This window comes from Deinococcus sp. KSM4-11 (genome assembly GCF_004801415.1).
Taxonomy (GTDB): domain Bacteria; phylum Deinococcota; class Deinococci; order Deinococcales; family Deinococcaceae; genus Deinococcus.
This window is the reverse complement of sequence record NZ_SSNX01000003.1, coordinates 390,868-411,370: the sequence shown is the minus strand read 5'-3', so window position 1 is coordinate 411,370 and position 20,503 is coordinate 390,868. Positions and strand designations below refer to the sequence as shown.

17 protein-coding genes and 3 tRNA genes are annotated in these 20,503 nt (G+C 70.0%); 18 read left to right on the top strand and 2 right to left on the bottom strand.

The features are described from left to right. Positions 1–38 precede the first annotated feature (38 nt). The 4 genes from E7T09_RS11870 (at position 39) to E7T09_RS11855 (ending at position 1,658) form a co-directional block, all read left to right on the top strand. Positions 39–1,280: a nitrilase-related carbon-nitrogen hydrolase gene (locus E7T09_RS11870; RefSeq protein ID WP_136389382.1), complete on the top strand. Its 1,242-nt coding sequence runs from the start codon at positions 39–41 to the stop codon at positions 1,278–1,280. 74 nt (positions 1,281–1,354) lie between these two features. After that, positions 1,355–1,442, top strand: a tRNA-Ser gene (locus E7T09_RS11865). Positions 1,443–1,466: 24 nt separating this feature from the next. Continuing rightward, positions 1,467–1,558, top strand: a tRNA-Ser gene (locus E7T09_RS11860). 23 nt (positions 1,559–1,581) lie between these two features. After that, positions 1,582–1,658, top strand: a tRNA-Arg gene (locus E7T09_RS11855). Positions 1,659–1,749: 91 nt separating this feature from the next. On the opposite strand, the gene E7T09_RS11850 is transcribed toward E7T09_RS11855, so the two are convergent. Beyond that, positions 1,750–2,937, bottom strand: a complete 1,188-nt coding sequence (locus E7T09_RS11850) for a 4-hydroxybenzoate 3-monooxygenase (RefSeq protein WP_136389381.1) — start codon at positions 2,935–2,937, stop codon at positions 1,750–1,752. A 228-nt stretch (positions 2,938–3,165) separates the two neighbouring features. On the opposite strand from E7T09_RS11850, the gene pcaD reads away from it, so the two are divergent. The 6 genes from pcaD to E7T09_RS11820 are packed head-to-tail and all read left to right on the top strand — an operon-like array spanning position 3,166 to position 9,286. Further along, positions 3,166–4,314 (top strand): 3-oxoadipate enol-lactonase, encoded by a 1,149-nt coding sequence (pcaD, locus tag E7T09_RS11845; protein WP_136389380.1) that lies wholly within the window; start codon positions 3,166–3,168, stop codon positions 4,312–4,314. After that, positions 4,311–5,042, top strand: a complete 732-nt coding sequence (gene pcaH / locus E7T09_RS11840) for a protocatechuate 3,4-dioxygenase subunit beta (protein WP_136389379.1) — start codon at positions 4,311–4,313, stop codon at positions 5,040–5,042. Before pcaD ends, pcaH begins: the two co-directional genes overlap by 4 nt. Then, positions 5,032–5,658 carry a protocatechuate 3,4-dioxygenase subunit alpha gene (gene pcaG / locus E7T09_RS11835; protein WP_136389378.1) on the top strand — a complete coding sequence of 209 codons (627 nt, stop codon included), beginning with the start codon at positions 5,032–5,034 and terminating at the stop codon, positions 5,656–5,658. The genes pcaH and pcaG overlap by 11 nt, the downstream gene beginning before the upstream one ends. A 34-nt stretch (positions 5,659–5,692) precedes the next feature. After that, positions 5,693–7,057 carry a 3-carboxy-cis,cis-muconate cycloisomerase gene (pcaB, locus tag E7T09_RS11830; protein WP_136389377.1) on the top strand — a complete coding sequence of 455 codons (1,365 nt, stop codon included), beginning with the start codon at positions 5,693–5,695 and terminating at the stop codon, positions 7,055–7,057. Positions 7,058–7,094: 37 nt separating this feature from the next. Continuing rightward, on the top strand, positions 7,095–8,444 hold the full coding sequence (locus tag E7T09_RS11825) for a 3-oxoacid CoA-transferase (protein ID WP_136389376.1): 1,350 nt from the start codon (positions 7,095–7,097) through the stop codon (positions 8,442–8,444). Between the two features lie 38 nt (positions 8,445–8,482). Then, positions 8,483–9,286 carry an IclR family transcriptional regulator gene (locus tag E7T09_RS11820; protein ID WP_136389375.1) on the top strand — a complete coding sequence of 268 codons (804 nt, stop codon included), beginning with the start codon at positions 8,483–8,485 and terminating at the stop codon, positions 9,284–9,286. Positions 9,287–9,501: 215 nt separating this feature from the next. Here E7T09_RS11820 and E7T09_RS11815 read toward each other — a convergent pair whose 3' ends face one another. Further along, positions 9,502–9,999, bottom strand: coding sequence for a hypothetical protein (locus E7T09_RS11815; RefSeq protein ID WP_136389374.1), 498 nt, complete (start codon positions 9,997–9,999; stop codon positions 9,502–9,504). 282 nt (positions 10,000–10,281) lie between these two features. On the opposite strand from E7T09_RS11815, the gene E7T09_RS11810 reads away from it, so the two are divergent. The 8 genes from E7T09_RS11810 to E7T09_RS11780 all read left to right on the top strand — a co-directional run bounded on the left by E7T09_RS11810 (position 10,282) and on the right by E7T09_RS11780 (position 20,451). Then, on the top strand, positions 10,282–11,250 hold the full coding sequence (locus tag E7T09_RS11810) for a LacI family DNA-binding transcriptional regulator (protein WP_136389373.1): 969 nt from the start codon (positions 10,282–10,284) through the stop codon (positions 11,248–11,250). Between the two features lie 80 nt (positions 11,251–11,330). Then, a complete protein-coding gene (locus tag E7T09_RS11805) occupies positions 11,331–12,659 on the top strand; it encodes an extracellular solute-binding protein (RefSeq protein WP_136389372.1) in 1,329 nt (442 codons plus the stop codon). Continuing rightward, positions 12,656–13,591, top strand: coding sequence for a carbohydrate ABC transporter permease (locus E7T09_RS11800; RefSeq protein ID WP_205747002.1), 936 nt, complete (start codon positions 12,656–12,658; stop codon positions 13,589–13,591). The genes E7T09_RS11805 and E7T09_RS11800 overlap by 4 nt, the downstream gene beginning before the upstream one ends. Then, positions 13,578–14,402, top strand: a complete 825-nt coding sequence (locus E7T09_RS11795) for a carbohydrate ABC transporter permease (RefSeq protein ID WP_136389371.1) — start codon at positions 13,578–13,580, stop codon at positions 14,400–14,402. The genes E7T09_RS11800 and E7T09_RS11795 overlap by 14 nt, the downstream gene beginning before the upstream one ends. A gap of 31 nt (positions 14,403–14,433) precedes the next feature. Beyond that, on the top strand, positions 14,434–15,486 hold the full coding sequence (locus tag E7T09_RS11790) for an ABC transporter ATP-binding protein (RefSeq protein WP_136389370.1): 1,053 nt from the start codon (positions 14,434–14,436) through the stop codon (positions 15,484–15,486). Further along, on the top strand, positions 15,483–16,769 hold the full coding sequence (locus E7T09_RS21900) for a CehA/McbA family metallohydrolase (protein WP_168734818.1): 1,287 nt from the start codon (positions 15,483–15,485) through the stop codon (positions 16,767–16,769). Before E7T09_RS11790 ends, E7T09_RS21900 begins: the two co-directional genes overlap by 4 nt. After that, positions 16,766–19,186: a hypothetical protein gene (locus E7T09_RS11785; protein ID WP_168734817.1), complete on the top strand. Its 2,421-nt coding sequence runs from the start codon at positions 16,766–16,768 to the stop codon at positions 19,184–19,186. The genes E7T09_RS21900 and E7T09_RS11785 overlap by 4 nt, the downstream gene beginning before the upstream one ends. After that, a complete protein-coding gene (locus tag E7T09_RS11780) occupies positions 19,183–20,451 on the top strand; it encodes a Gfo/Idh/MocA family protein (protein WP_136389368.1) in 1,269 nt (422 codons plus the stop codon). Before E7T09_RS11785 ends, E7T09_RS11780 begins: the two co-directional genes overlap by 4 nt. The last annotated feature ends 52 nt before the right edge of the window (positions 20,452–20,503 follow it).

The window sequence follows — 20,503 nt, the reverse complement described above, 5'->3', positions numbered from 1 at the left end:
GGTCATGATTTCATGCGTGGCCCGCTACCCTGACCGGGATGTCCTCCCGAACGTTCCGCGTGATCGCCGTGCAGCCCAAGTGGCACGCCACGGACTTCACGTCCGCCGCCGCCTTTCGCGCCTGGATGCGCGCTCAGTTGGAGGCCGCCCGCCCCCACCTGGCCGGGGATCGCCCGACGCTGGTCGTCCTGACGGAACTCAACGGCCTGCCCCTGGTGCTGCGCGGCGGCCGCTGGGCCCTGGGCCTGCGAACCTTCGAGCGGGTGGCGGGCGCCCTGTTCCTGGCCCGTCTGCCCCGCACCCTGCCGGTGCTGCTGCGTGAGCGCGTGTCGCCCGTGCGGGCCCTGCAACTCGCGGACAGCGACGCGAACCTGCGCCTGTACCTGCACACCTGCCGTGACCTGGCCCGCGAGTACGGCGTGTACCTGTGCTGCGGTTCGGCCCCCACGCCCCGCTACCGCCTGGAGGGCCGCCGGCTGCGGCGCGAACCGGGGACGCTGACCAACCAGACCGTGCTCCTCGCGCCGGACGGCACCCTGATCGGCGCAACGGACAAGGTGCATCTCACCCCGTCCGAGGAGGCCGGCGGGGTCGACCTCACACCCGGCCAGCTTGACGAACTGCGGGTGTTTCCCACGCCGGTCGGCGACTTGGGCGTCGCCATCAGCCTCGACGCCTTCCGGCCAGACATCATCGGGCGCCTGGACGCGCAGGGCTGCACGATCATGCTGCAACCCGACGCAAACGGGGCCCCCTGGACTGGCCCGGACGGCCTTCCCCCCGACCCGGACGAGATTCGCGACCAGCCGCAGGCCTGGCTGGACTCCAGCTGGGCTGTCACCGCCCGCGGCGGCGTGATCCGCTACGCCGTGAACCCCATGGTGGTCGGCAACCTCCTTGACCTGACCTTCGACGGGCAGAGTGCCATTACCGGCCCCCCACGGGAAGCGCTGCAGCCGCGCAGCTACGTCATGACCACCCCCCGGCCCGGGTTTCTGGCGCTGGCCCCCTGGGTCGACGACGGCAACGCCGAACACCTGCGACGCGTGGGCCAGCAGCTCGCCGCGCACAGCGGCCACCCGCGCGAGAATGCCTACCTCACCGCCGTCCTCCACGCGGATCTGACGCTGTCCGCCACCACCCTGAGTACACCGTCCCGCACCGCGCACGAACTCGCCCTGAGTGCCCTCCTGAGCGGAAAAGTACCGCAGGCAAGGCCATTCCCCTGGCTGTTGCTCGTGCTTGCAGCCATCACCTGCGCGGTCAGGCGCAAGCGTTGACAACATCAGGGGTCGTGCCTATACTTCCCTTCGCACTTCCGCAGCCCCTTTGCTGTCGTGCGCCCGCCAGACCTGGGGGGTTGGCCGAGTGGTTGAAGGCAACGGTCTTGAAAACCGTAGTAGGGCAACCTACCGGGGGTTCGAATCCCTCACCCCTCGCCAGATGACAACACGGTGCTCCTGACTGGAGAGATGGGTGAGCGGCTTAAACCAAGCGTTTGCTAAACGCTCGTAGGGGTTATTCTCTACCGCGAGTTCGAATCTCGCTCTCTCCGCCACGCACCACCCGAGCAGTACCGATGTGCCCGTAGCTCAGCTGGATAGAGCGTCTGACTACGGATCAGAAGGCCAGGGGTTCGAATCCCTTCGGGCACACCAGACAAACTCCCTCCTAGAGGGGGTTTTTCCTTTGTGAGCCTGCGTCAGGAAGACTTGCGTGCCTTGTTTGTGTGCAGGGCGCCGATCCAGTTCAGCCGTCCAGCGGCAACCCCACGTAGTTCTCGGCTAGGGCCGTCGCCGCCGCGCGTGAGGAGGTCACGTACTCCAGGTCGGCCATGTGGATGCGCTGCTCGAAGGCGTTCTCCTCGGGGTTCACGTGCAGCAGGGTCGTCATGTACCAGCTGAAGCGCTCGGCCCGCCACACGCGGCGCAGGCAGGTGTCGGTGTAGGCGTCCAGCCGGGCACGCCCGCCGCCGGCGTAGTGCTGCTCGAGGCCCCGGAACAGGTACACGGCGTCGGCCACGGCGAGGTTCAGGCCTTTCGCGCCGGTCGGCGGCACGATGTGTGCGGCGTCGCCGGCGATGAACAGCGGGCCGCGCTGCATGCGGTCGGTCACGAAGCTGCGCAGTCCTACCACTCCCTTCTGGAAGATGCGCCCCTCGGTAAGCTGCCAGCCGTCCATGGCAAGTCGGGTCTGCAGTTCCTGCCAGATGCGCTCGTCGGGATACGCAGCGATGTCCTCAGTCGGTTCGCACTGGATGTACATGCGCTGTACCGTGTCCGAGCGGGTGCTGAGCAGCGCGAAGCCCCGCTCGTGGCGGGCATAGACCAGTTCGTGGTACGAGGGCGGCGCTTCCACCAGGATGCCCAGCCAGCCGAAGGGGTAGAGCTTGTGGTACTCGATACGGCCCTCGATGTACTGACGGCTGTGGCCCTGGGATCCGTCACAGCCGACCACGAAGTTGCCCTCGAGCGTCTCCGGGGGACTCCCTGCGCGGCGCCGGAACGTCACCTGCGGGCGGTCGTCGGTCGCGCGGCTCAGATCGACGTCCTGAACCCCGAAGTGGATCTGCCCGCCCTGCTCAACGTGGCCGGCGATGAGGTCACGCAGCACCTCGTGCTGGGGATAGACGGTGACGCGTTTGCCGCCGGTCAGCTCTTCCAGGTCGAGATGACAGCGCTCGCGGCCGTACTGGAGGCTGATCCCGCTGTGGACGTGGGCCTCCCGGTCGAGGCGCTCGCCCAGGCCCAGGTCGCGCATGAGGTCGGCCGTCCACTGCTCAAGGACCCCGGCCCGGATGGTCTGCTCGATCTCCTCGCGGGTGCGAATGTCCAGGATGACGCTCTCGATGCCCTGGCGGTGCAGCAGATGGGCCAGAAACAGGCCGGCGGGGCCGGCGCCGACGATCACGACCTGGGTGCGGGTGGGGTGGGTCATGCAACTCCTGTGGCACGGATGATGGATGGAGTGGTGGCCAGTCTGGCTGGCGCCGGGTCGGGGCGTCCTTCACTGTGCGTCGCGTATTCGGCCGGGACAAGCCAGGCATTCAGGAATGCTGAATGGCCGGCTTGTCACCACCGGGGTCAGACCGGACACTGGAGCCCAGCCCGTTGTGCATCACGCCTCCGCCCGCGCGGCGCCGCCCGGTTCAGCCCAAGGAGTCCTGTGCCTTTCGTCCCCACCTCCACCCTGACCCTGCACGTCCAGCGTTCCGGCGCGGCCGCCGCGCCGCCGCTGGTGTTCCTCAATCCCCTCGGCAGCGACCTGCGCGTCTGGGATGACGTGGCCGGCCACCTGGCCGCCGGTTTCCAGATCATCCGCTATGACCTGCGCGGTCAGGGCCTCAGCGACGCCCCGGACGGTGAGTACACGCTGGCCGATCATGTGGCCGACCTGGCCGGCCTGCTGGATGTCCTGGGGCTGGGGACGGTGTCGCTGGCCGGCTGCTCCCTGGGGGGGCTCGTGGCCCAGGCCTTCGCCCTGACGCATCCGGAGCGCGTCGGGCGGCTGGCACTGCTGGACACCCTGCCGCGGATCGGGAGCGTGGCCAGCTGGACCGAACGCAAGGCGCAGGTGCAGGAACACGGCCTGGCGGCGCTGGCCCCGGAGCTGACCCGGCGCTGGTTCGCGCCTGGCTACTTCGCCACCCACGCGGAGGACGCCCACGGGTACACCACCCTGCTGGCCCGCACGCCGCCGACCGGCTACCTGGGGAGCTGCGCGGCCCTGCGCGACGCCGACCTAACGGATCGGATCACCGCGCTGACAGCGCCCACCCTGCTCCTGTGTGGGGAGGAGGACGTGTCCACTCCGCCGGACGCCTGCCGCGCCCTGGCCCACCAGCTCGGGGCGGAGTTCGGGCTGATCGCGGGCGCCGCCCACCTGCCGATGGTCGAGCAGCCGCAGGCGGTGGCAGAGCGGCTGCTTACCTTCCTGCAGCCCGGGCAGTCCCGGTTGGAGCGGGGGATGGCCGTGCGCCGGCAGGTGCTGGGGGCGGCGCACGTCGACCGGGCCACCGCGCAGGCCACCGACCTCGACCGGGACTTCCAGCAGTTCATCACCGAGTACGCGTGGGGCGGCCCGTGGTCCCGAGGACACCTGGACACCCGCACCCGCCACCTGCTGACGCTGGCGATCCTGACCGCCCTCCCGCGCGAGCACGAGCTGGAGCTGCACGTGCGGGCCACCCTCAACACCGGTGTCACGCCAGACGACCTGCGCGAGGTGTTCATGCACGTCGCGGTGTACGCGGGCGTGCCGGTCGCCAACCGCGCCTTCGCCATCGCCAAGGCCGTCCTCAGGGAGGAGCCGTGACCCACTCCGCCGACCCCACCGCCCAGACATCCACCGGGTCGCCGCATCCGCCACACCTCTATCCGCCGTACACCAGCAGCGTGAAGCGCGCTCCGCACGAACTCCTGATGCCGCTCCCGGACGCCCTGCGCGATCACGGCGGTCCCGTCTTCGGCCGGGGGCTGCTGCGCTCCGACGACTTCGACACCACCCGCAACGCCCGGGTGAACGGGGAGCCGCTGGGTGAACGCATCACCGTGCGCGGACGGCTGCTGGATTCGTCTGGGCGGCCGATCCGGGGCGCCCTGATCGAGACGTGGCAGGCCAACGCCGCCGGACGCTACGTCCACCAGCACGATCGCCACGACGCGCCGCTGGATCCCAACTTCACCGGTACCGCCCGCATGCTCACCGACGACCGCGGCGAGTACGACCTGGTTTCGATCCGGCCCGGCCCGTACCCCTGGGGCAACCATCCCAACGCGTGGCGGCCTGCCCACATCCACTTCAGCGTGTTCGGCACGAATTTCAGCGAGCGGCTGGTGAGCCAGATGTACTTCCCCGGCGATCCGCTGCTGGCCCACGATCCCATCTACCAGGGCATCCCGGACGAGAAGGGCCGCGCCCGTCTGGTCAGCGCCTTCGACCTGAGTCTCACGCAACCGGGCTGGGCACTGGGCTACCGCTTCGACATCGTGCTGGGGGGCAGCGCCGCGACCCCCTTCGAGGAGCCCGACCATGACGACTGAGCGGCCTGTCCTGCTGCCCGAGACCTCCAATATTCCCGCGGATGCCTTTGGCCCGTCACCCAGCCAGACGGTGGGGCCGTACTTCCACCAGGGCCTGATCCACGGCTTCCAGGGCCACCAGAGTGCGGTGGGACACGTCACGGTGGATCCCTTCAGCGCGGAGGCCGGCGGCGTTCCCGGTGAGCGCATCCGCCTGACCGGGCAGGTCTTCGACGGTGACGGCGTGGTGATTCCCGACGCCCTGATCGAGGTGTGGCAGGCCGACGCGTTCGGGCAGTATGTCCACGGGCCGGACGCGGTGTTCACAGGCTTCGCGCGCACGCACACCCGCACACCGGAGGCCCGCTACGAGGTGCACACCATCAAGCCCGGCGCCGTATCCGGTGGGGCGCCCAAATTGTGGCTGTGGGTGGGCATGCGCGGCCTCCTCACCCATCTCTACACCGCCGTGTACTTCAGCGACGAGGACAACCGCACCGATCCGCTGCTGGCCGCCGTGCCCGAAGCGCGCCGCTCCACCCTGATCGCCCGGCGCCAGGAACTGCCCGCGGGCGTCACCTACGCGTTCGATCTGCGCATGCAGGGTGAGGGCGAGACCGTGTTCTTCACGCCATGAGGCGGCGCGCCGTTCCAGTCAAAGGGAGTCCAGCGTGCCGCTGACCCCGATGGATTCCGAACTCTTCGGCCAGATGTTCGCCCAGCCCGAGGTGGCGGCCCTGTACACCGATCACGCCTACCTGCAGCGGTTGCTGGACGTGGAGGCGGCCCTGGCCCGTGCACAGGCGCGGCTGGGCCTGATCCCACTGGCCTCCGCCGAGGCGATCACCGCCCTGGCCACCGACTTCGAGCCGGATCTGGCGCGGCTGAGCGCTGGCCTGCTGCAAGACGGCGTTCCCGTGCCTGCCCTCCTCGCCCAGCTGCGGCCGGCCCTCCCGCCCGAGGCCCGCGAGCACCTGCATTTCGGAGCCACCAGTCAGGACATCGTTGATACGGCCTTCGTGCTCGGCGCACGCGGCGCCCTGGCTGTGCTGCGGCGCCTGCTCCTGGAGGTGGGAGACCACCTCGCCGGGCTGGGCCAGAGCCACGCGGCCACGCTGATGCCCGGGCGCACCCATGCCCAGAACGCGCTCCCCATCACTTTCGGCCTCAAGGCTGCCGGGTGGCTCACGCCGCTCACCCGACACCTGGAACGGCTCGCTGAACTGGAGGGGCGGCTGTACGCCGTCAGCTTCGGTGGCGCGGCGGGCACCCTGGCGGCGCTGGGTCAGCGTGGGCTGGACGTGGCGCAGGCCCTGGCCGACGAGCTGTCCCTGAGCGTGCCCCCGACCCCCTGGCATGCCCAGCGCGACACGGTGCTGGAGCTGAGCGCATGGCTCACCGGCGTGTGCACCAGTCTCGGCAAGTTCGCCCAGGACGTCATCCTGCTCTCGCAGAGCGAGGTGGGCGAAGTGGGCGAGGGCGGCGGGGGTGGCGGCAGCAGCACCATGCCCCAGAAACAGAATCCCATCACAGCAGAACTGATCCTGGCAGCGGCCAGCACCAGCGCCGGCCTGCTCGCCGCCTCCGCACGCAGCGGCGTGCAGGAGCACGAGCGCGGCACGCACGGCTGGCAGGTCGAGTGGCTGGTCGTGCCGCAACTGCTCGGCCTGACCGGTGCGGCCCTGGCCCACTCGGCCCGCCTGCTCTCCGGCCTGGAGGTGCGGGCCGAGCGCATGTCGCAGAACCTGGCCGCCTCCAACGGCCTGATGCTCGCCGAGTCGCTGAGCTTCATGCTGGCCCAGGTGATGCCCCGAGCCGAGGCCCAGCAACTCGTGCGATCCGCTGCCAGCCGGGCTGCAGGCGGCGCGGGCCACCTTGTCACCCTTGTGCGCGATCAACTCGGCTCCCGCGGTTCAGACATCGACTGGGCCAGAGTCACGGAAGCCCACACCTTGGGCGTCAGCGCTGAACTTATCCAGCGGGCGCTCGACCACTACGTCCACGTCCGCGAGCTGGCGGCTCAGGAGCACAGATGACCACAAGTGAGGCGACGATCATGGAGCGGATCAGGGCATGAGAGAGGTGCCGATCCTCACCGCCGAGCAGGCCGCGGCGCTGGTCACATCCGGCCAGACCTTGCTGGTCGGGGGCTTTGGAATGACGGGCACCCCGGTTCATCTGGTGCACGCGTTGGCGGAGACCTCGGTGCGAGCCTTGACCTTCGTGGGGAACAACGTCGGGGAACCCGGACTCAGTGGCGGGCGGCTCCTCCGCAACGGGCAGCTCAACAAGGCCATCGGGTCGTTCTTCACGTCCAACCGCGAGGCGGTGCAGGCGGCCCAGGACGGCCGCCTGGAGGTGCAGCTGATCCCCCAGGGCACGCTGGCCGAAGCGCTGCGGGCGGGCGGAGCCGGGATCGGCGGCTTCTACACGCCCACGGCCGCTGGCACCGTGATTGCGGGCGAGGCCGATGTGCGGGTGCTGAACGGACGGGAGATGGTGTTCGTCCCCGCGTTGCGCGGGGACGTGGCCTTCATCCGCGCGTGGCGGGCGGACACCGCCGGCAACCTGCAGTACCGCCTGACCGAACAGAACTTCAACCGTGCGATGGCGACCGCCGCCGACCTCGTGATCGCCGAGGTCGAGGAGATCGTCCCGGTCGGGACGATCCCCCCGGAGCACGTCCATACCCCGGGCCTGTACGTCGATAACCTGGTGCAGGCCACCCTGACCGTGGACGACCTCGGCAGCAGCGCCGATGTGAAGGGCAGTGCCAGGAAGGTGGATGAGGCCCGCCTGGCCATGGCCCGACGGGCCATGGCCGAACTCCATCCCGGTGACGTCGTGAACCTCGGCATCGGCATTCCCACGCTGGTCGCCGACCTGATGACCCCCGACCTGGGGCTCGACCTGCACACCGAGAACGGCATGCTGGGCGTGGGACCGGCCCCGCAGGACGGCGGCGCCCTCGACTACCCGGTAAATGCGGGGAAGAGTCCGGTGACGGCGCTGCCGGGGGCGAGTTACTTCGATTCGGCCGAGAGTTTCGGGATGATCCGGGGCGGCCACGTGGACGTGGCCGTGATGGGTGGCCTGCAGGTCGATGCCCACGCGAATCTGGCCAACTGGGCGGTGCCGGGCAAACCGCTGCTGGGGGTGGGGGGGGCAATGGATCTGGCGTCGGGCGCGAGGCGGTTGATCGTGCTGATGACGCACACCGATCCGGATGGCACGCCGAAAGTCGTTTCGGCGTGCACGTTGCCACTGACGGCCCGCGGCGCGGTGAACCTGGTGATCACCGACAAGGCTGTGTTTGCGTTCCGACAGGGGCAGCTCACGCTGATCGAAGTGATGCCGGGCAGCACCCTGGAGGAGGTCAGGGCCACGACCGAGGCACCCTTCGTCGATGCCCTGGACGATTGAACCCAGCGTCGCAAGGTTTGACTCTATGCTGATGGTTCATGCTGGGGACGTTCGAGAAGGCCCGTCGGGTGCTGGATCTGTACTCCACCCGCTCTCCGGAATGGGGCGTCACGGAGGTCGCCCGGCGCCTAGATATTCCAGCCTCAAGCGCCCACCTGTTGATGACGTCCCTGACGCACATGGGACTTCTCCACCGAACGGTTGCGGGCCGGTACCGCCTGGGCTTCAAGCTGCTCGCCCTGAGTCAGATTCTCCTCTCCAACACGCCGTGGCGCGACGTATCCAGGGAGGTGCTCTCCGCTGAGTCCCAGCGGCATGCCGAGGCGTTGCATCTGGCGGCGTTCGATGGGGGTCAGGTGGTTGTCGTCGCCCGATTTGCCGGTCAGTATGCGGACAGCGTGATCCTGCCGGACGTGGGCGCTGTGCTGCCGGCTCTGGAGAGTGCCAGCGGGCGGCTGCTGCTGGCGCATCGGCCATGGAATGTGGTCAAACGTGTGCTCACGGAAGCTGCCCTGCCGGCAGATCGTGCTGAGGAGGCCTTGCGGGTTCTGGAGCAGGTGCTCCAAGACGGCCACAGCGTGTATGAGGATGGTCTGTCCTGGTCGGCCGCGGCGGGCGTCCGGAACCACAACGGCGAGGTCATCGCCACCGCCTGTGTCAGCCTGCCCCTGGAGCGTCCTGCTGAACAGCGGGCAGGGTTGCTGCAGGTCGTCCTCGCCATCGGACACGACATTTCCGAGCGGCTCGGGTATTTCAGCGCGCCCGGTGCGGAGACCCAGGCGGTGTGGACCTCCGTACAGGGGCAGGAGCGGCTTAGCGTGCGGCCCCGGCGCCACAGCTGATCGCCTTCCCGGCTTGGATCGGAAGCAAAATGGCCACCCGGCGAACGAGGACACGCTGCTCGACGAACAGTCGTTCCAGATCGCCAGCGGCGCGACCGTTGATCCTTAGCCCGACGGAGCCACACGGCGAGATCGACGTCCTCCTTCAGAGGGGGCCGCCACTATCGGCGCGATGGTTGGGCTGACGAGGGGTTGATCGGTGATCCGAAGTGCAGTCAGGCGAGCGGTGCGTCGGCCAAGTTCTGGAGTTGCGCGGCCCGTTCCGGCTGACCGGCTCGAAGGTAAGCGTCAGCGGCATCGTGGGCATACTGCGCAGCCTCGCCGAAACGGAAGGTGTCGCGGGCGTGTTCGGCCACGCGGGCGAACTGCGGCGCGGCCTCGCGCACGTCCCCACCCGCGTGCCAGTGCCGGGTAATACGGGCTGGTGGCACATGGTGGGCGGTGAGCGCGCGGGCCGCCGTGCTGCGCAGCAGTTGCGGGACGGCGCTGGGCATCGCCGCGAGCACCGCGTCGGCCACCAGATCGTGCTCGAAGCCCGAGCCGCGCATCACCTGCGCGCCCTCCAGTTCCTTCCAGGCGGCTACGGTATCCAGCAGTGGCGTGCCGAGCACCTGCGCGACGGGCTCCACGTCAAAGTTGCTGCCCAGGACGGCCGCCGGCGACAGCCGGGCCAGGTGCGCTGTAGAAGGCGCGAGCCACACCACAGCCGCCATCGGCGCCAGGCCACCTCAGTAGGGGCGCGCGACCCCATTGCCGCGGTCATACGGGCCGCAGGCACCCTCTACAACGGTGAAGTGGTGGGACGCCCATTGCGGGCTGTCGCCTGGAGAGCGAGCGAATTTGAACGGTTCGCCTTACTGGAGAAGTGGTACGCCCGGCGAGGTCGGTACAGGTGCGATCCACTCCATCAAGGGCGCTGACTTCGCCATGACGCGGCGCCGGTATGGTACCGTTGTTTAAACCGATTTAAACATGCTAACTGCAGCGGGGTTTCTATGAAGATCCGTGACATTGCAGGACATCTCAGCGTCTCGCCCGCCACCGTCTCGCTGGCCCTCAAGGGAGACGCTCGCGTGAACACCCTCACGCGGGAACGCGTCACCGCGTACTGCCGCGAGGTCGGATACACGCCCAGCTTCAGCGCCCGTAATCTCTCCGCCCGGCGCAGTTTCACGTTGCACCTGGTGTGCGCCCATGACGAGCACGACAGCCCCAACCGCTTCCTCACCGACTTCCTCGCCGGGGCCACCGAAGTTGCCTCCGCGCACCAGTACCGCGTGACGCTGTCGTTCCTGCGTGACGGTGACTTCCAGGCCCTGGAGCCGCATCTGCGCGACGGCAGCGCCGATGCGTTCATGCTCCTGAACCCCGCTGAGGCCGGCGCCTACGGCCTGTTCGAGGCGGCGGGCGCTCCCCTGCTGGTCGTGGGCCGCTACGACTCCCCGTGGGGCGAACGGGTGGACTCCGACAACGTCGCCGTCGGGCGGGACATCGCCGCGCATCTGCGTGCCCAGGGGTACCATCGGCCCGCTCTGCTCGGGCCGCTGGAACTGACCTTCACCGCCGACCGCTTCGCAGGGCTGAACGCGGGGGCGACGGGCGCGGGCCTGTTCGACTGCCGCGACATGGCCGGCGCCATGGCCGCCTGTGACCGCGCCCTTGAGGACGGCCATGACAGCGTCGTAGTCACTGACGACGCGCTGCTGCCCGGCGTCCTGAGGGCCCTGAAACGGGCCGGCCTCACGGCCCCGGAGATCGGCGTGGTCGGCATGGGCAATGACCTGTCCCCGTATCTCGACCCTGAGGTGACCTCCATCGACTTCGACGCGAGACGGCTTGGGCAGGTAGCCGCGACGCAGCAGCTGCGCTCCATCCATGTACTGCCTGCACCGGGCCCGCCGCTCCTCACCGTGGTGCCGCACCGCCTGATTCCCAGACGTTCCACACAGCGCTCACCGTCCTGAGATCACTGTCCTGACCGTCCGCTGGCCGTCCGTTCGCCCGCCCGCCCGTGAGGTTGTCACCTCGACTTCGGAGGAACACCATGCGTCACGCTGCCCTGCTCGCTGCCCTCACCCTGTCCACCGCCGCGTCCGCCGAAACCGTCACCCTGACCTTCACGGGGCTCAATGCCCTCGCCCAGCAGTGGTTCACGCAGACGGTCATCCCGGCGACCAACAAGGCCCTGGCCGCGCAGGGCAAGACCATCGCGGTCACCTTCCAGAACACCTCCAACGACGCCGAGGCCACCAAGCAGCAGTACGCCCTGGACCTGAAGGCCGGCCGCGGCGCGGACATCCTGTCCTTCGACGGCTTCTGGGTGCCGGAATTCGTGCAGGCCGGCCTGATCAAGCCGCTGGACGTCGTGGTCGGCAAGAACGCGACCGCCTGGGACGGCTGGGAGCAGATTCCGTCAGGCCTGCAGGGCATGCTCGGGTATCAGGGCAAGCTCTACGGGATCGGTTCCGGCACCGATGTGCGCGGCCTGTACTACCGCACCGACCTGTTCAAGAAAGCGGGCCTGCCGGTGCCGTGGACGCCGACCAGCTGGAACGACGTGCTGAGCGCCGCGCGCAAACTCAAGGCCCTGCCCGGCGTGACGCCGCTGCAGATCAATGCCGGCACCGCCATGGGCGAGGCGACCACCATGCAGGGGTACGACATGCTGCTCCTGGGCACCGGCACCCAGATGTACGACCAGGCCCAGCAGAAGTGGATCGTCCGCTCGCCGGGCATCCTCGACACGCTGAACTTCTACAAGACCCTCTACGTGGACGACAAGCTCGGCGACGTGCGCTGGCAGCTGATTCCCACGGGCCGTGACCTGAGCTTCAAGGCCTTCGCGGAAGGCAATCTCGCCATGGTGACCGAGGGCGACTACCTGTGGAGATCCGTGCTCAACCCCAACGATCCGAGTGGCCTGAAAAACCGCGATGACGTCGTCGGCTTCGCGCGCATGCCTGCCAAGGCGCCGGGTGCGGGCATCCGCAAGCAGAACTACGTCACCATCTCCGGTGGAACCGGGTACCTCATCAACCCCAACACCAAGCACCCGCAGGAAGCGTGGGCGCTGCTGTCCACCATGAGCGGCAAGCCCGCCCTGGACGCCTACCAGAAACTGGAGGCCCGCCTGCGGATCCGCAAGGACGTCGGCATTCCCGGCGACAAGACCATGCAGTACATGGCGACCACGCTGCTGCCCATCACCGTGACCCGGCCGATGCTCCCGGCCTATACCAAGGTCAGTGAGCAGGCCCAGCTGATGACCGAGCGTGTCGTGAGCGGCCAGATGACGCCGCAACAGGCAATGGACGCGTACGCGACCGCCGTCACGCAGATCGTCGGCGCGGGGAACGTCACCGAGGTGAAGTGAGCGCCGCGGCGGAGCCCACGCCTGGCCCGCGGCCCGCCCGGCCGCCGGCCCTGCTGGGCGTGCCGCTCGGCGTGGGCTTCCTGCTCCCCGCCCTGGCGCTCGTCACGCTGTTCCTGCTGGTGCCGTTCGCGTGGATCGTGGCCGTGAGCTTCACCAACCAGAGCCTGCTGGGTGGCCAGGCGCAGTTCGTGGGCCTCGCGAACTACGCGCGGATGTTCGACCAGGCGACGTGGCTGCCGGGCGGCATGGGGTACTCGCTCGTCATCACCGGCGTGTTCGTACTCGGATCGCTGGCCGGTCAGGTGGGCCTGGGGCTGCTGCTCGCGCTGCTGTTCTTCCGTCGGCGCGGCGTGTGGCGCGAGGTCGTGTTCACGCTGGTGACGCTGTGCTGGATCCTTCCGGACGTCCCGATCGCCTTCGGATGGCTGTCGTTCCTCGACCGGGATTTCGGGCTGCTCAACGCGGTGCTCGGCGCGCTGCACCTGGGCCGGCCCGACTGGACGCTCGACCATCCCCTCACGGCGATCATCCTGTTCAACATCTGGCGCGGCACGGCCTTTTCCATGCTGCTGTTCTCCGCGGCGCTCGAGGGCATCCCCCCCTCCTACCTGGAAGTCGCGTCGGTCAGCGGCGCCCGCTTCACGCAGCAGCTGCGGGACATCATCCTGCCGTCCATCCAGGCGCAGCTCCTCTCCGCCCTGGTGCTCATCACCATCTGGACGTTCAACACCTTCGGGCCGTTCCTGATCACGGGTGGCGGCCCGCTGAACAAGACCGACATCGTGGCCATCCACACCTACCGGGTGGCCTTCAAGTTCGGGGACTGGGGCCTGGGCACGTCCATCGCGATGGTCGTGATGCTGCTCAACCTCGTGCTCACCGGCGCGTACCTGCTCGCGTCCCGTCGGGGGGCCCGCGATGCGCGGGCGTGACGTCGCGGCCCGCCTGGGCTTCGTCTTCGTGACGGCCGTGCTGGCCGCGCTGTTTGCCCTGCCGACCCTGTGGCTCCTCACGGCGCCGTTCAACGCCCGGGCCACCCTGGAGACCGCGTGGCCCCAGCCGCCCACCCTCAGCAATTTCCGGCAGGTGCTCGCCAACCACGACGCGGTCACGGGGCTGCTCAACAGCGCCCTGCAGGCGACCGGCAGCATGCTGCTCACCACGGCGGTCGCGGCGCTCGCCGCGTATGCCCTGTCGCGCGCCCGGATTCCCGGCGCGCGGGTCTTCACGGCGCTGCTGCTGATGTTCTCCTCGGTGATCGGCGGCACCGTGGCCATGGTGCCCATCTACAACATCATCCTGAAGATGGGCCTGATCGACACGCAGCTGGGCGTGATCCTGGTCATGAGCGGCGGCCTGCTGCCCACCGCCATCTTCCTGCTGCTGGACTTCGTGAACGGCCTGCCGCGCAGTTACGAGGAGAGCGCGGCGGTGTGCGGCGCGCGGCCGTGGCAGTACCTGCCGCAGGTGATCGTGCCGCTGATCCGCCCCGGCCTGATGGTCGTGGGCGTGTGGGCCTTCGTGGGCGTGTGGGGCAGCTTCCTGACGCCGTATATCCTGCTGCGCAGCAACCGCAACCTGCCCGCCAGCGTGCAGGCGTACCAGTTCTACAACGACAACGGCCAGCCGGTGCTGACGCTGGTGTCCGCGTACTCGTTCCTGTACGTGCTTCCCGTGCTGCTGCTCTACCTGTGGGTCAACTGGAAGTACGGCTTCCGGTTTTTTGGAGGAATCAAAGGGTGACACACCACCGAGATGAGGAGTGCGGCGCGTCATGGCTGAACTGACCCTGCAGGGCCTCGAGAAGCGCTTCGGCGCCGCCGCCGCCGTGCAGGCGATGAACCTAATGGTGCAGGACGGCGAGTTCTTCGCGCTGCTCGGGCCGTCCGGCTGCGGCAAGACCACCACCATGCGGATGATCGCGGGCCTCGAAGCCCCCACCGCCGGACGCATCAGCATCGGCGGCCGCGACGTGACGGCCCTCCCCGCAGCGGAGCGCAACGTCGGCATGGTCTTCCAGGATTACGCGCTGTACCCGCACATGACGGTCCGGGACAACATCGGGTATCCGCTCAAGGTGCGCGGCGTGCGCGGCCCCGAGTACCGGCGCCGGGTCGATGAGGTGGCCGGGCAACTGCAGCTCGCGGCGCTGCTCGACCGCCGCCCCGGTCAGCTGTCCGGTGGGCAGCAGCAGCGCGCTGCGGTGTCGCGCGCCGTGGTGCACCCCGCCGACGTGTTCCTCTTCGACGAGCCGCTGTCGAACCTCGACGCGAAACTGCGCCTCGAGGCGCGCGCGTACCTCAAGCGCCTGCAGCGCGAGCTGGGCATGACCATCGTGTACGTCACGCACGACCAGGTGGAGGCCATGGCCCTGGCCGATCGCATGGCCGTGATGCAGGGCGGCGTCGTGCAGCAGGTGGGTCGCCCGCTGGACGTGTACCGGAACCCGGCGACGACCTTCGTGGCGGGCTTCATCGGCAGTCCACCCATGAACCTCCTGAGCGTCCAGGTGCAGCCGGGCGGCACCCTGCGCTGCGGCGCCCTGACGCTCACGCCGCCGCATGACCTGGGCGCCCTGGCGGGCCGGATACTGTCCCTCGGCGTCCGGCCCGAGCACCTCGCGCTGGATCCGGCGGGTGAACTGCGCGGCGACGTGGTCGCGGTGGAACTCCTCGGCGTGGAGACCATCGTGATGGTTCAGGTGGCAGACACCCTGATCGCGGTGCGCCTCCACGGCGAGGCCGAGGTGCCTGCGGAGGCGGTTGTGGCGCTGCGGCCCGACTGGAACCGGACGTCTCTGTTCGACGAGGAGGGGAAGCGCCTGTGACGACCCTGGACTTCGGGCCGGTGGTGATCGACCGCCACTACACGCCGCAGGACGCGGCCACGCAGCCGTACCCGCTGCTGCCCCTCACCGTGCCGCCCGGCACGCGCGGCCTCACGGTGACGCAGGAGGTCACGCCGGACAGCGCCACCGTCGACCTCGGGCTCGCCGACGCCGCGGGCGTGCGCGGCTGGAGTGGCGGCGCCCGGCGCGCCTTCACCGTGACCCCGACCGACGCCACGCCCGGGTACCAGCCGGGGGCTCTGCGCGCCGGCATCGCCGTGTTGCTCGGGCTGTACCACATCCCCCCCGAAGGCGCCGATGTGCGCGTGACGGTGCACTTCCACCCGGAGGGCTCCCTGCGCTGGTACCGGGGCGACCTGCACGCCCACACGTGGCATTCCGACGCCCACGGCCGCCCGGCGACCCTGGCAGCCGCGGCGCGGGACCGGGGGCTGGACTTCGTGGCGGTCGCCGACCACAACACCGTCACGCACCATGCGCACCTGCACGATCCCATCCTGCTGCCGGCGCAGGAGGTCACCACCTACCGCGGGCATTTCGTGGCGCACGGCCGTGCGCCCCTGCTGGAGTTCCGGCTGACCACGCCGGCACAGGTGCAGGAAGTGCTGCGCCGCGCCGCGAAGGATCGGCTGCTGACCGTGTTGGCCCACCCGTCGCCCACCTGTCCCAGCTGCGACTGGGCCTGGGGCTTTGAAGATCAGTTCGACGCCTTCGAGGTATGGAACGGCCCGTGGCTGACCCTGAACTGGATCGCGCGCGAGAAGTGGCTCACCCTGCTCGACCGTGGTCACCGCGTTCCCCCGGTGGGCGGCAGCGACCGGCACCAGGCCGCCGGATGGCCCGATCCCACGCCGCCCGAACTGCAGGTGGGCTCGCCCACCACCTGGATCCGCGCCGCCAGCGCCTACGGGGGTGACCTGTACGCCGGCATCCTGGCCGGCCGGACGTGCGTCAGCGAGCAGCCCGCCGGACCCCTGATCGACCTGAGCTCGCACGGCGGGCAGCTGCACTACGACGTCAGCGGTCCGCCGGGCGGCACCTTCACCGTGTACGCGGGCCGCGACGTGCTGTTCGAGTGCCCGTTCGAGGGGCCGCTGCGCGGGGAGGTGCCGGTTCGCGCAGCCGCGTACCACCGCGCGGAGGTCACCATCCCCACCCCGCCAGAGCACGTGGCCCTCGCCCGTGGGCGCTGGCCGGATCATGTGACGGACGCCGGGGCGGCGCGCAGCGTGCGCGCCCTGAGCGGCGTGGTGTGGCCGTGACCGGCGCCGAACGCGTGCACGTGGTGTGCACGTCCCACTGGGATCGGGAGTGGTACCTGAGCGCCGAGCGGTTCCGCTTCCGGCTGGTGCAGACCATCGACGCCGTGCTCTCGCTGCTCGAGGAGCACGAGACCTACACCTTCACGCTGGACGGCCAGGCCATCGTCCTCGAGGACTACCTGCAGATTCGTCCGGAACGGGAGGGCGACCTGCGCCGCTTCCTGCAGGGCGGCCGCCTGCGCGCCGGCCCGTGGTACGTGCAGCCCGATGAGTTCCTCGTCAGCGCCGAGGCGCTGCGCCGCAACCTCCGGCTCGGCTGCCAGCTCGTCCGTGACCTGGGCGGCGAGCCGGTGATGGTCGGCTACCTGCCCGACGCCTTCGGGCACCTGGCGGCCCTGCCCGCCCTGCTCCGGGGCGAGGGCGTGGACGCGGCGATCTTCACGCGCGGCACGTCCGCCGCCGTCAACGCGCTGGGCGACCTGTTCTGGTGGACGGCGCCGGGCGGCGAGACCGTCCTCGCGCACCGCGAGCCGATCGGGTACGGCATGACGCTCGCCGAGGCAGCCCCGGCCGCGACCACGCAGCTGCAGCGGGCGGTCGCGGCCCTGCAGGCCGAGGCCAACAGCCCGGAACTGCTCGTCCAACTCGGTTCCGACCACAGCCGCCCCCAGCGCAGCGTGCCGACCCTGATCGCCGGGCTCGGCGCGCCGTTCGTGTTCTCCGACCACCAGCGGTACGTGCAGGCGGTGCGGGCGGCGCAGCCGGAACTGCCGACGTACCGTGGCGAGCTGCGCAGCGGGGAGTTCCACCCGCTCCTGAGCGGCACGCTCTCCGCACGGCTGTACCTCAAGCAGCGCAACTTCGCGCTGGATGACCGCCTGCGCTTCAGCACCGAGCCGCTGCTGGAGCTTGCGGCCGCCACCGGCCCCGCGCCGGCCCCCGCCTTCCTGCGCCGGGCGTGGACGCTGCTGATCCGCAACCACCCGCACGACAGCATCTGCGGGTGCAGCGTGGACGACGTGCACGACGAGATGGACGTGCGCTCCCAGCAGGCCGAGGGGATTGCCGAGGAACTCGAGCACGAGGCCCTGACCCGCCTCGCCGGCGGCCCCCACGCCGGGCACGTCCTCGTCCTGAACCCGCAGGGCGCGCCCAGGGTGCAGCTGCGCGCCCTGCTCACCCGTGCGGAGGCAGCCAGCGCCGGCCTCCTGCTGGGGAACCGACCGGTCACGCTTACCCACGTGCACTCTGCCCTCGTTAGTACCCTGGCGGGCCCGGTCAGCGCCCTGCCCGAGTGGCTCGAGCAGCTGCATGACCGGCATCCCATCCGGACGCTCGCCTGGACGGTCGACGGGGATCACCTCACCGCCGAGGTGGACGAGGGGGCCACGCACCCGGACTGCCCCCCGGTCGAGGCGATGCTGAACGACGCCATTGACCGGGAGGTCAGAACCGTGGAGCTGCGCGTCCACCGCACCGAGGCCACCGTGGCCGCCGCACTCGTGGCGCCGCAGCGCGTGCAGGCCCTGCCCCTGACTATTGTCACCGCCTCCCCGCTGCCGGGCACCCACGCCATGGACAACGGCCGCCTCCGGGTCGACGTGGAGCCTGCGGCCGGCACGCTCGCCGTGACCGATCTCGCGAGCGGCCGCGTCTGGGGTGGTCTGCATGCCCTCCAGGACGTCGGGGATCGCGGCGACACGTACACCTTCAGCGTGGTGGACGGCCCGGTGCTCACGCCGGTTCTGGTCGCGAGCACCACGGCCCCGCTTGGGGCGGCCGGCACCCGACTCGACCTCACCTACGACCTCACGGTGCCCGGCCGGCTCGCGCCGGGCCGCGCCCAGCGCAGCGCCGGGACGGTTCGCATGACCGTCACCACCCAGGTGATCCTGTGGGCCGACGCCGCCCACCTGGAGTTCCGCACCACGTTCGTCAACGCGGCCGAGGACCACCGCCTGCGCGTGCACTTCCCGGGCACCGGCGAGGGCAGCCATGCCGACAGCGCCGACGTGGTGGTGTTCCGTCCCGAACGTCTCCCCGGGCCGGACACTGCGGCGTGGGCCGATCAACCCACGGATCAGCATCCTCTGGCCCACTGGGCTGCGAAGCCGTGCGGCGACGGCTATTGGGGCGTGGCGGCCCGCGGCCTGAGTGAGTACGGGCACCTGGGCGGCCTGAGTCTCACCCTCGTGCGCGCGGTCGGCTGGCTGTCCCGCGACGACCTGCCCGAGCGGCCCAGTCAGGCCGGCCCGCCGTACCCGGTGCCCGGCGCGCAGTGCCAGCGGCCCATCACCGCCGAATACGCCTGGCTGGCCCCGCACGCCTCCCTGGACGCCCTGGGTGCTGCGGCCCTCGCCTACGCGCACCCGGCCCGCGCGTGGGTGGTGCCGGCCGCGCCGAGAGGGCCCGTATGACGCGCTCCCAGCCGCCTGTCACGGTGCTTGTGATTGGTGCCGGCAGCCGCGGCCGCACCTACGCCGACTACCTGCGCCGCCACCCGCAGGAGGGTCGGGTCGTCGGTATCGCGGAACCGGAGGCGGCGCGGCGCGCGCACTTCGCGCAGCTGCATGGGCTGTCCCCGGAGGCCGTCCACGCCTCATGGCACGACGCCCTGAACGCCCCCCGCCGGGCGGACGCCGTGTTCATCACCACCCCAGATCACCTGCACGTCGCCCCCGCGCAGCGTGCCGCCGAACGCGGCTACCACATCCTGCTCGAGAAACCCATGGCCCCCACGGAGGCGGAGTGCCGCGCCATCGTCGAGGCGGTCACGCGGGCCGGCGTGATCTTCGGGGTCTGCCATGTGCTGCGGTACACGCCGCACACCCGGGCGCTCAAGCGGCTACTGGCGTCGGGCGCAGTGGGCGAGATCGTCAGCCTCCAGCATCTCGAACCGGTCGGCTTCTGGCATCAGGCGCACTCCTACGTGCGCGGACACTGGCGCAAGGAGGCGCAGAGCAGCCCCATGTTGCTCGCCAAGTCCTGCCACGACCTCGACTGGCTGCGTTACGTGGTGGGCCAGCCGTGCGAGCGCGTGTCGTCGTTCGGCAGCCTGAAGCACTTCCGACGCGAGAACCAGCCGCCCGGCGCCGCCGACCGCTGCGTGACGTGCCCGCCGGAGGTCGAGCAGGCCTGCCCGTACTCCGCCACCCGCCTGTATCTCGGGCAGGTCGCCGCCGGCGGCACCGGCTGGCCGGTCAACGTCCTCACCGAGCGTCCGACGGTCGAGACCGTGACCGCCGCGCTCCGGAACGGGCCGTATGGCCGCTGCGTGTACGCCTGTGACAACGACGTCGTAGACCATCAGGTGGTCAATCTCGAGTTCGCCGGGGGCATCACGGCCAGCTTCACCATGACCGGGTTCAACCGCATGCGTGGCCGGGAGACCCACATCTTCGGCACCCGGGGGGAACTCGTCACCGACAGCCGCACCATCCAGATCTACGATTTCCTGACGGAGCGTACCCAGACCATCGACACCGCCGCCGAGGAGGGCACGTATGACCTGTCCACCCACGGTGGGGGAGACGACGGGCTCGTGCGGGCATTCCTGGCCGCCGTGGCCGCCGGGGATCCCAGTCTGATCCTGAGTGGCCCTCTGGAGACGCTCGAAAGCCACACGATGGTCTTCGCGGCGGAGCGAAGTCGGCGCGAGGGTCAGGTCGCGTCCCTCCTGTGACGGCGCAGCACCTGCTGGGTGCGGCCCCGCTCCTCGCCCTGCACCCGTCGGG

Bases quoted from the DNA above. Each gene is read 5' to 3' on its own strand.
- E7T09_RS11870 (WP_136389382.1), top strand. From the start codon at position 39: ATGTCCTCCCGAACGTTCCGCGTGATCGCCGTGCAGCCCAAGTGGCAC.
- E7T09_RS11850 (WP_136389381.1), bottom strand. From the start codon at position 2,937: ATGACCCACCCCACCCGCACCCAGGTCGTGATCGTCGGCGCCGGCCCC.
- pcaG (WP_136389378.1), top strand. From the start codon at position 5,032: ATGACGACTGAGCGGCCTGTCCTGCTGCCCGAGACCTCCAATATTCCC.
- E7T09_RS11825 (WP_136389376.1), top strand. From the start codon at position 7,095: ATGAGAGAGGTGCCGATCCTCACCGCCGAGCAGGCCGCGGCGCTGGTC.
- E7T09_RS11820 (WP_136389375.1), top strand. From the start codon at position 8,483: ATGCTGGGGACGTTCGAGAAGGCCCGTCGGGTGCTGGATCTGTACTCC.
- E7T09_RS11815 (WP_136389374.1), bottom strand. From the start codon at position 9,999: ATGGCGGCTGTGGTGTGGCTCGCGCCTTCTACAGCGCACCTGGCCCGG.
- E7T09_RS11810 (WP_136389373.1), top strand. From the start codon at position 10,282: ATGAAGATCCGTGACATTGCAGGACATCTCAGCGTCTCGCCCGCCACC.
- E7T09_RS11805 (WP_136389372.1), top strand. From the start codon at position 11,331: ATGCGTCACGCTGCCCTGCTCGCTGCCCTCACCCTGTCCACCGCCGCG.
- E7T09_RS11795 (WP_136389371.1), top strand. From the start codon at position 13,578: ATGCGCGGGCGTGACGTCGCGGCCCGCCTGGGCTTCGTCTTCGTGACG.
- E7T09_RS11790 (WP_136389370.1), top strand. From the start codon at position 14,434: ATGGCTGAACTGACCCTGCAGGGCCTCGAGAAGCGCTTCGGCGCCGCC.
- E7T09_RS11780 (WP_136389368.1), top strand. From the start codon at position 19,183: ATGACGCGCTCCCAGCCGCCTGTCACGGTGCTTGTGATTGGTGCCGGC.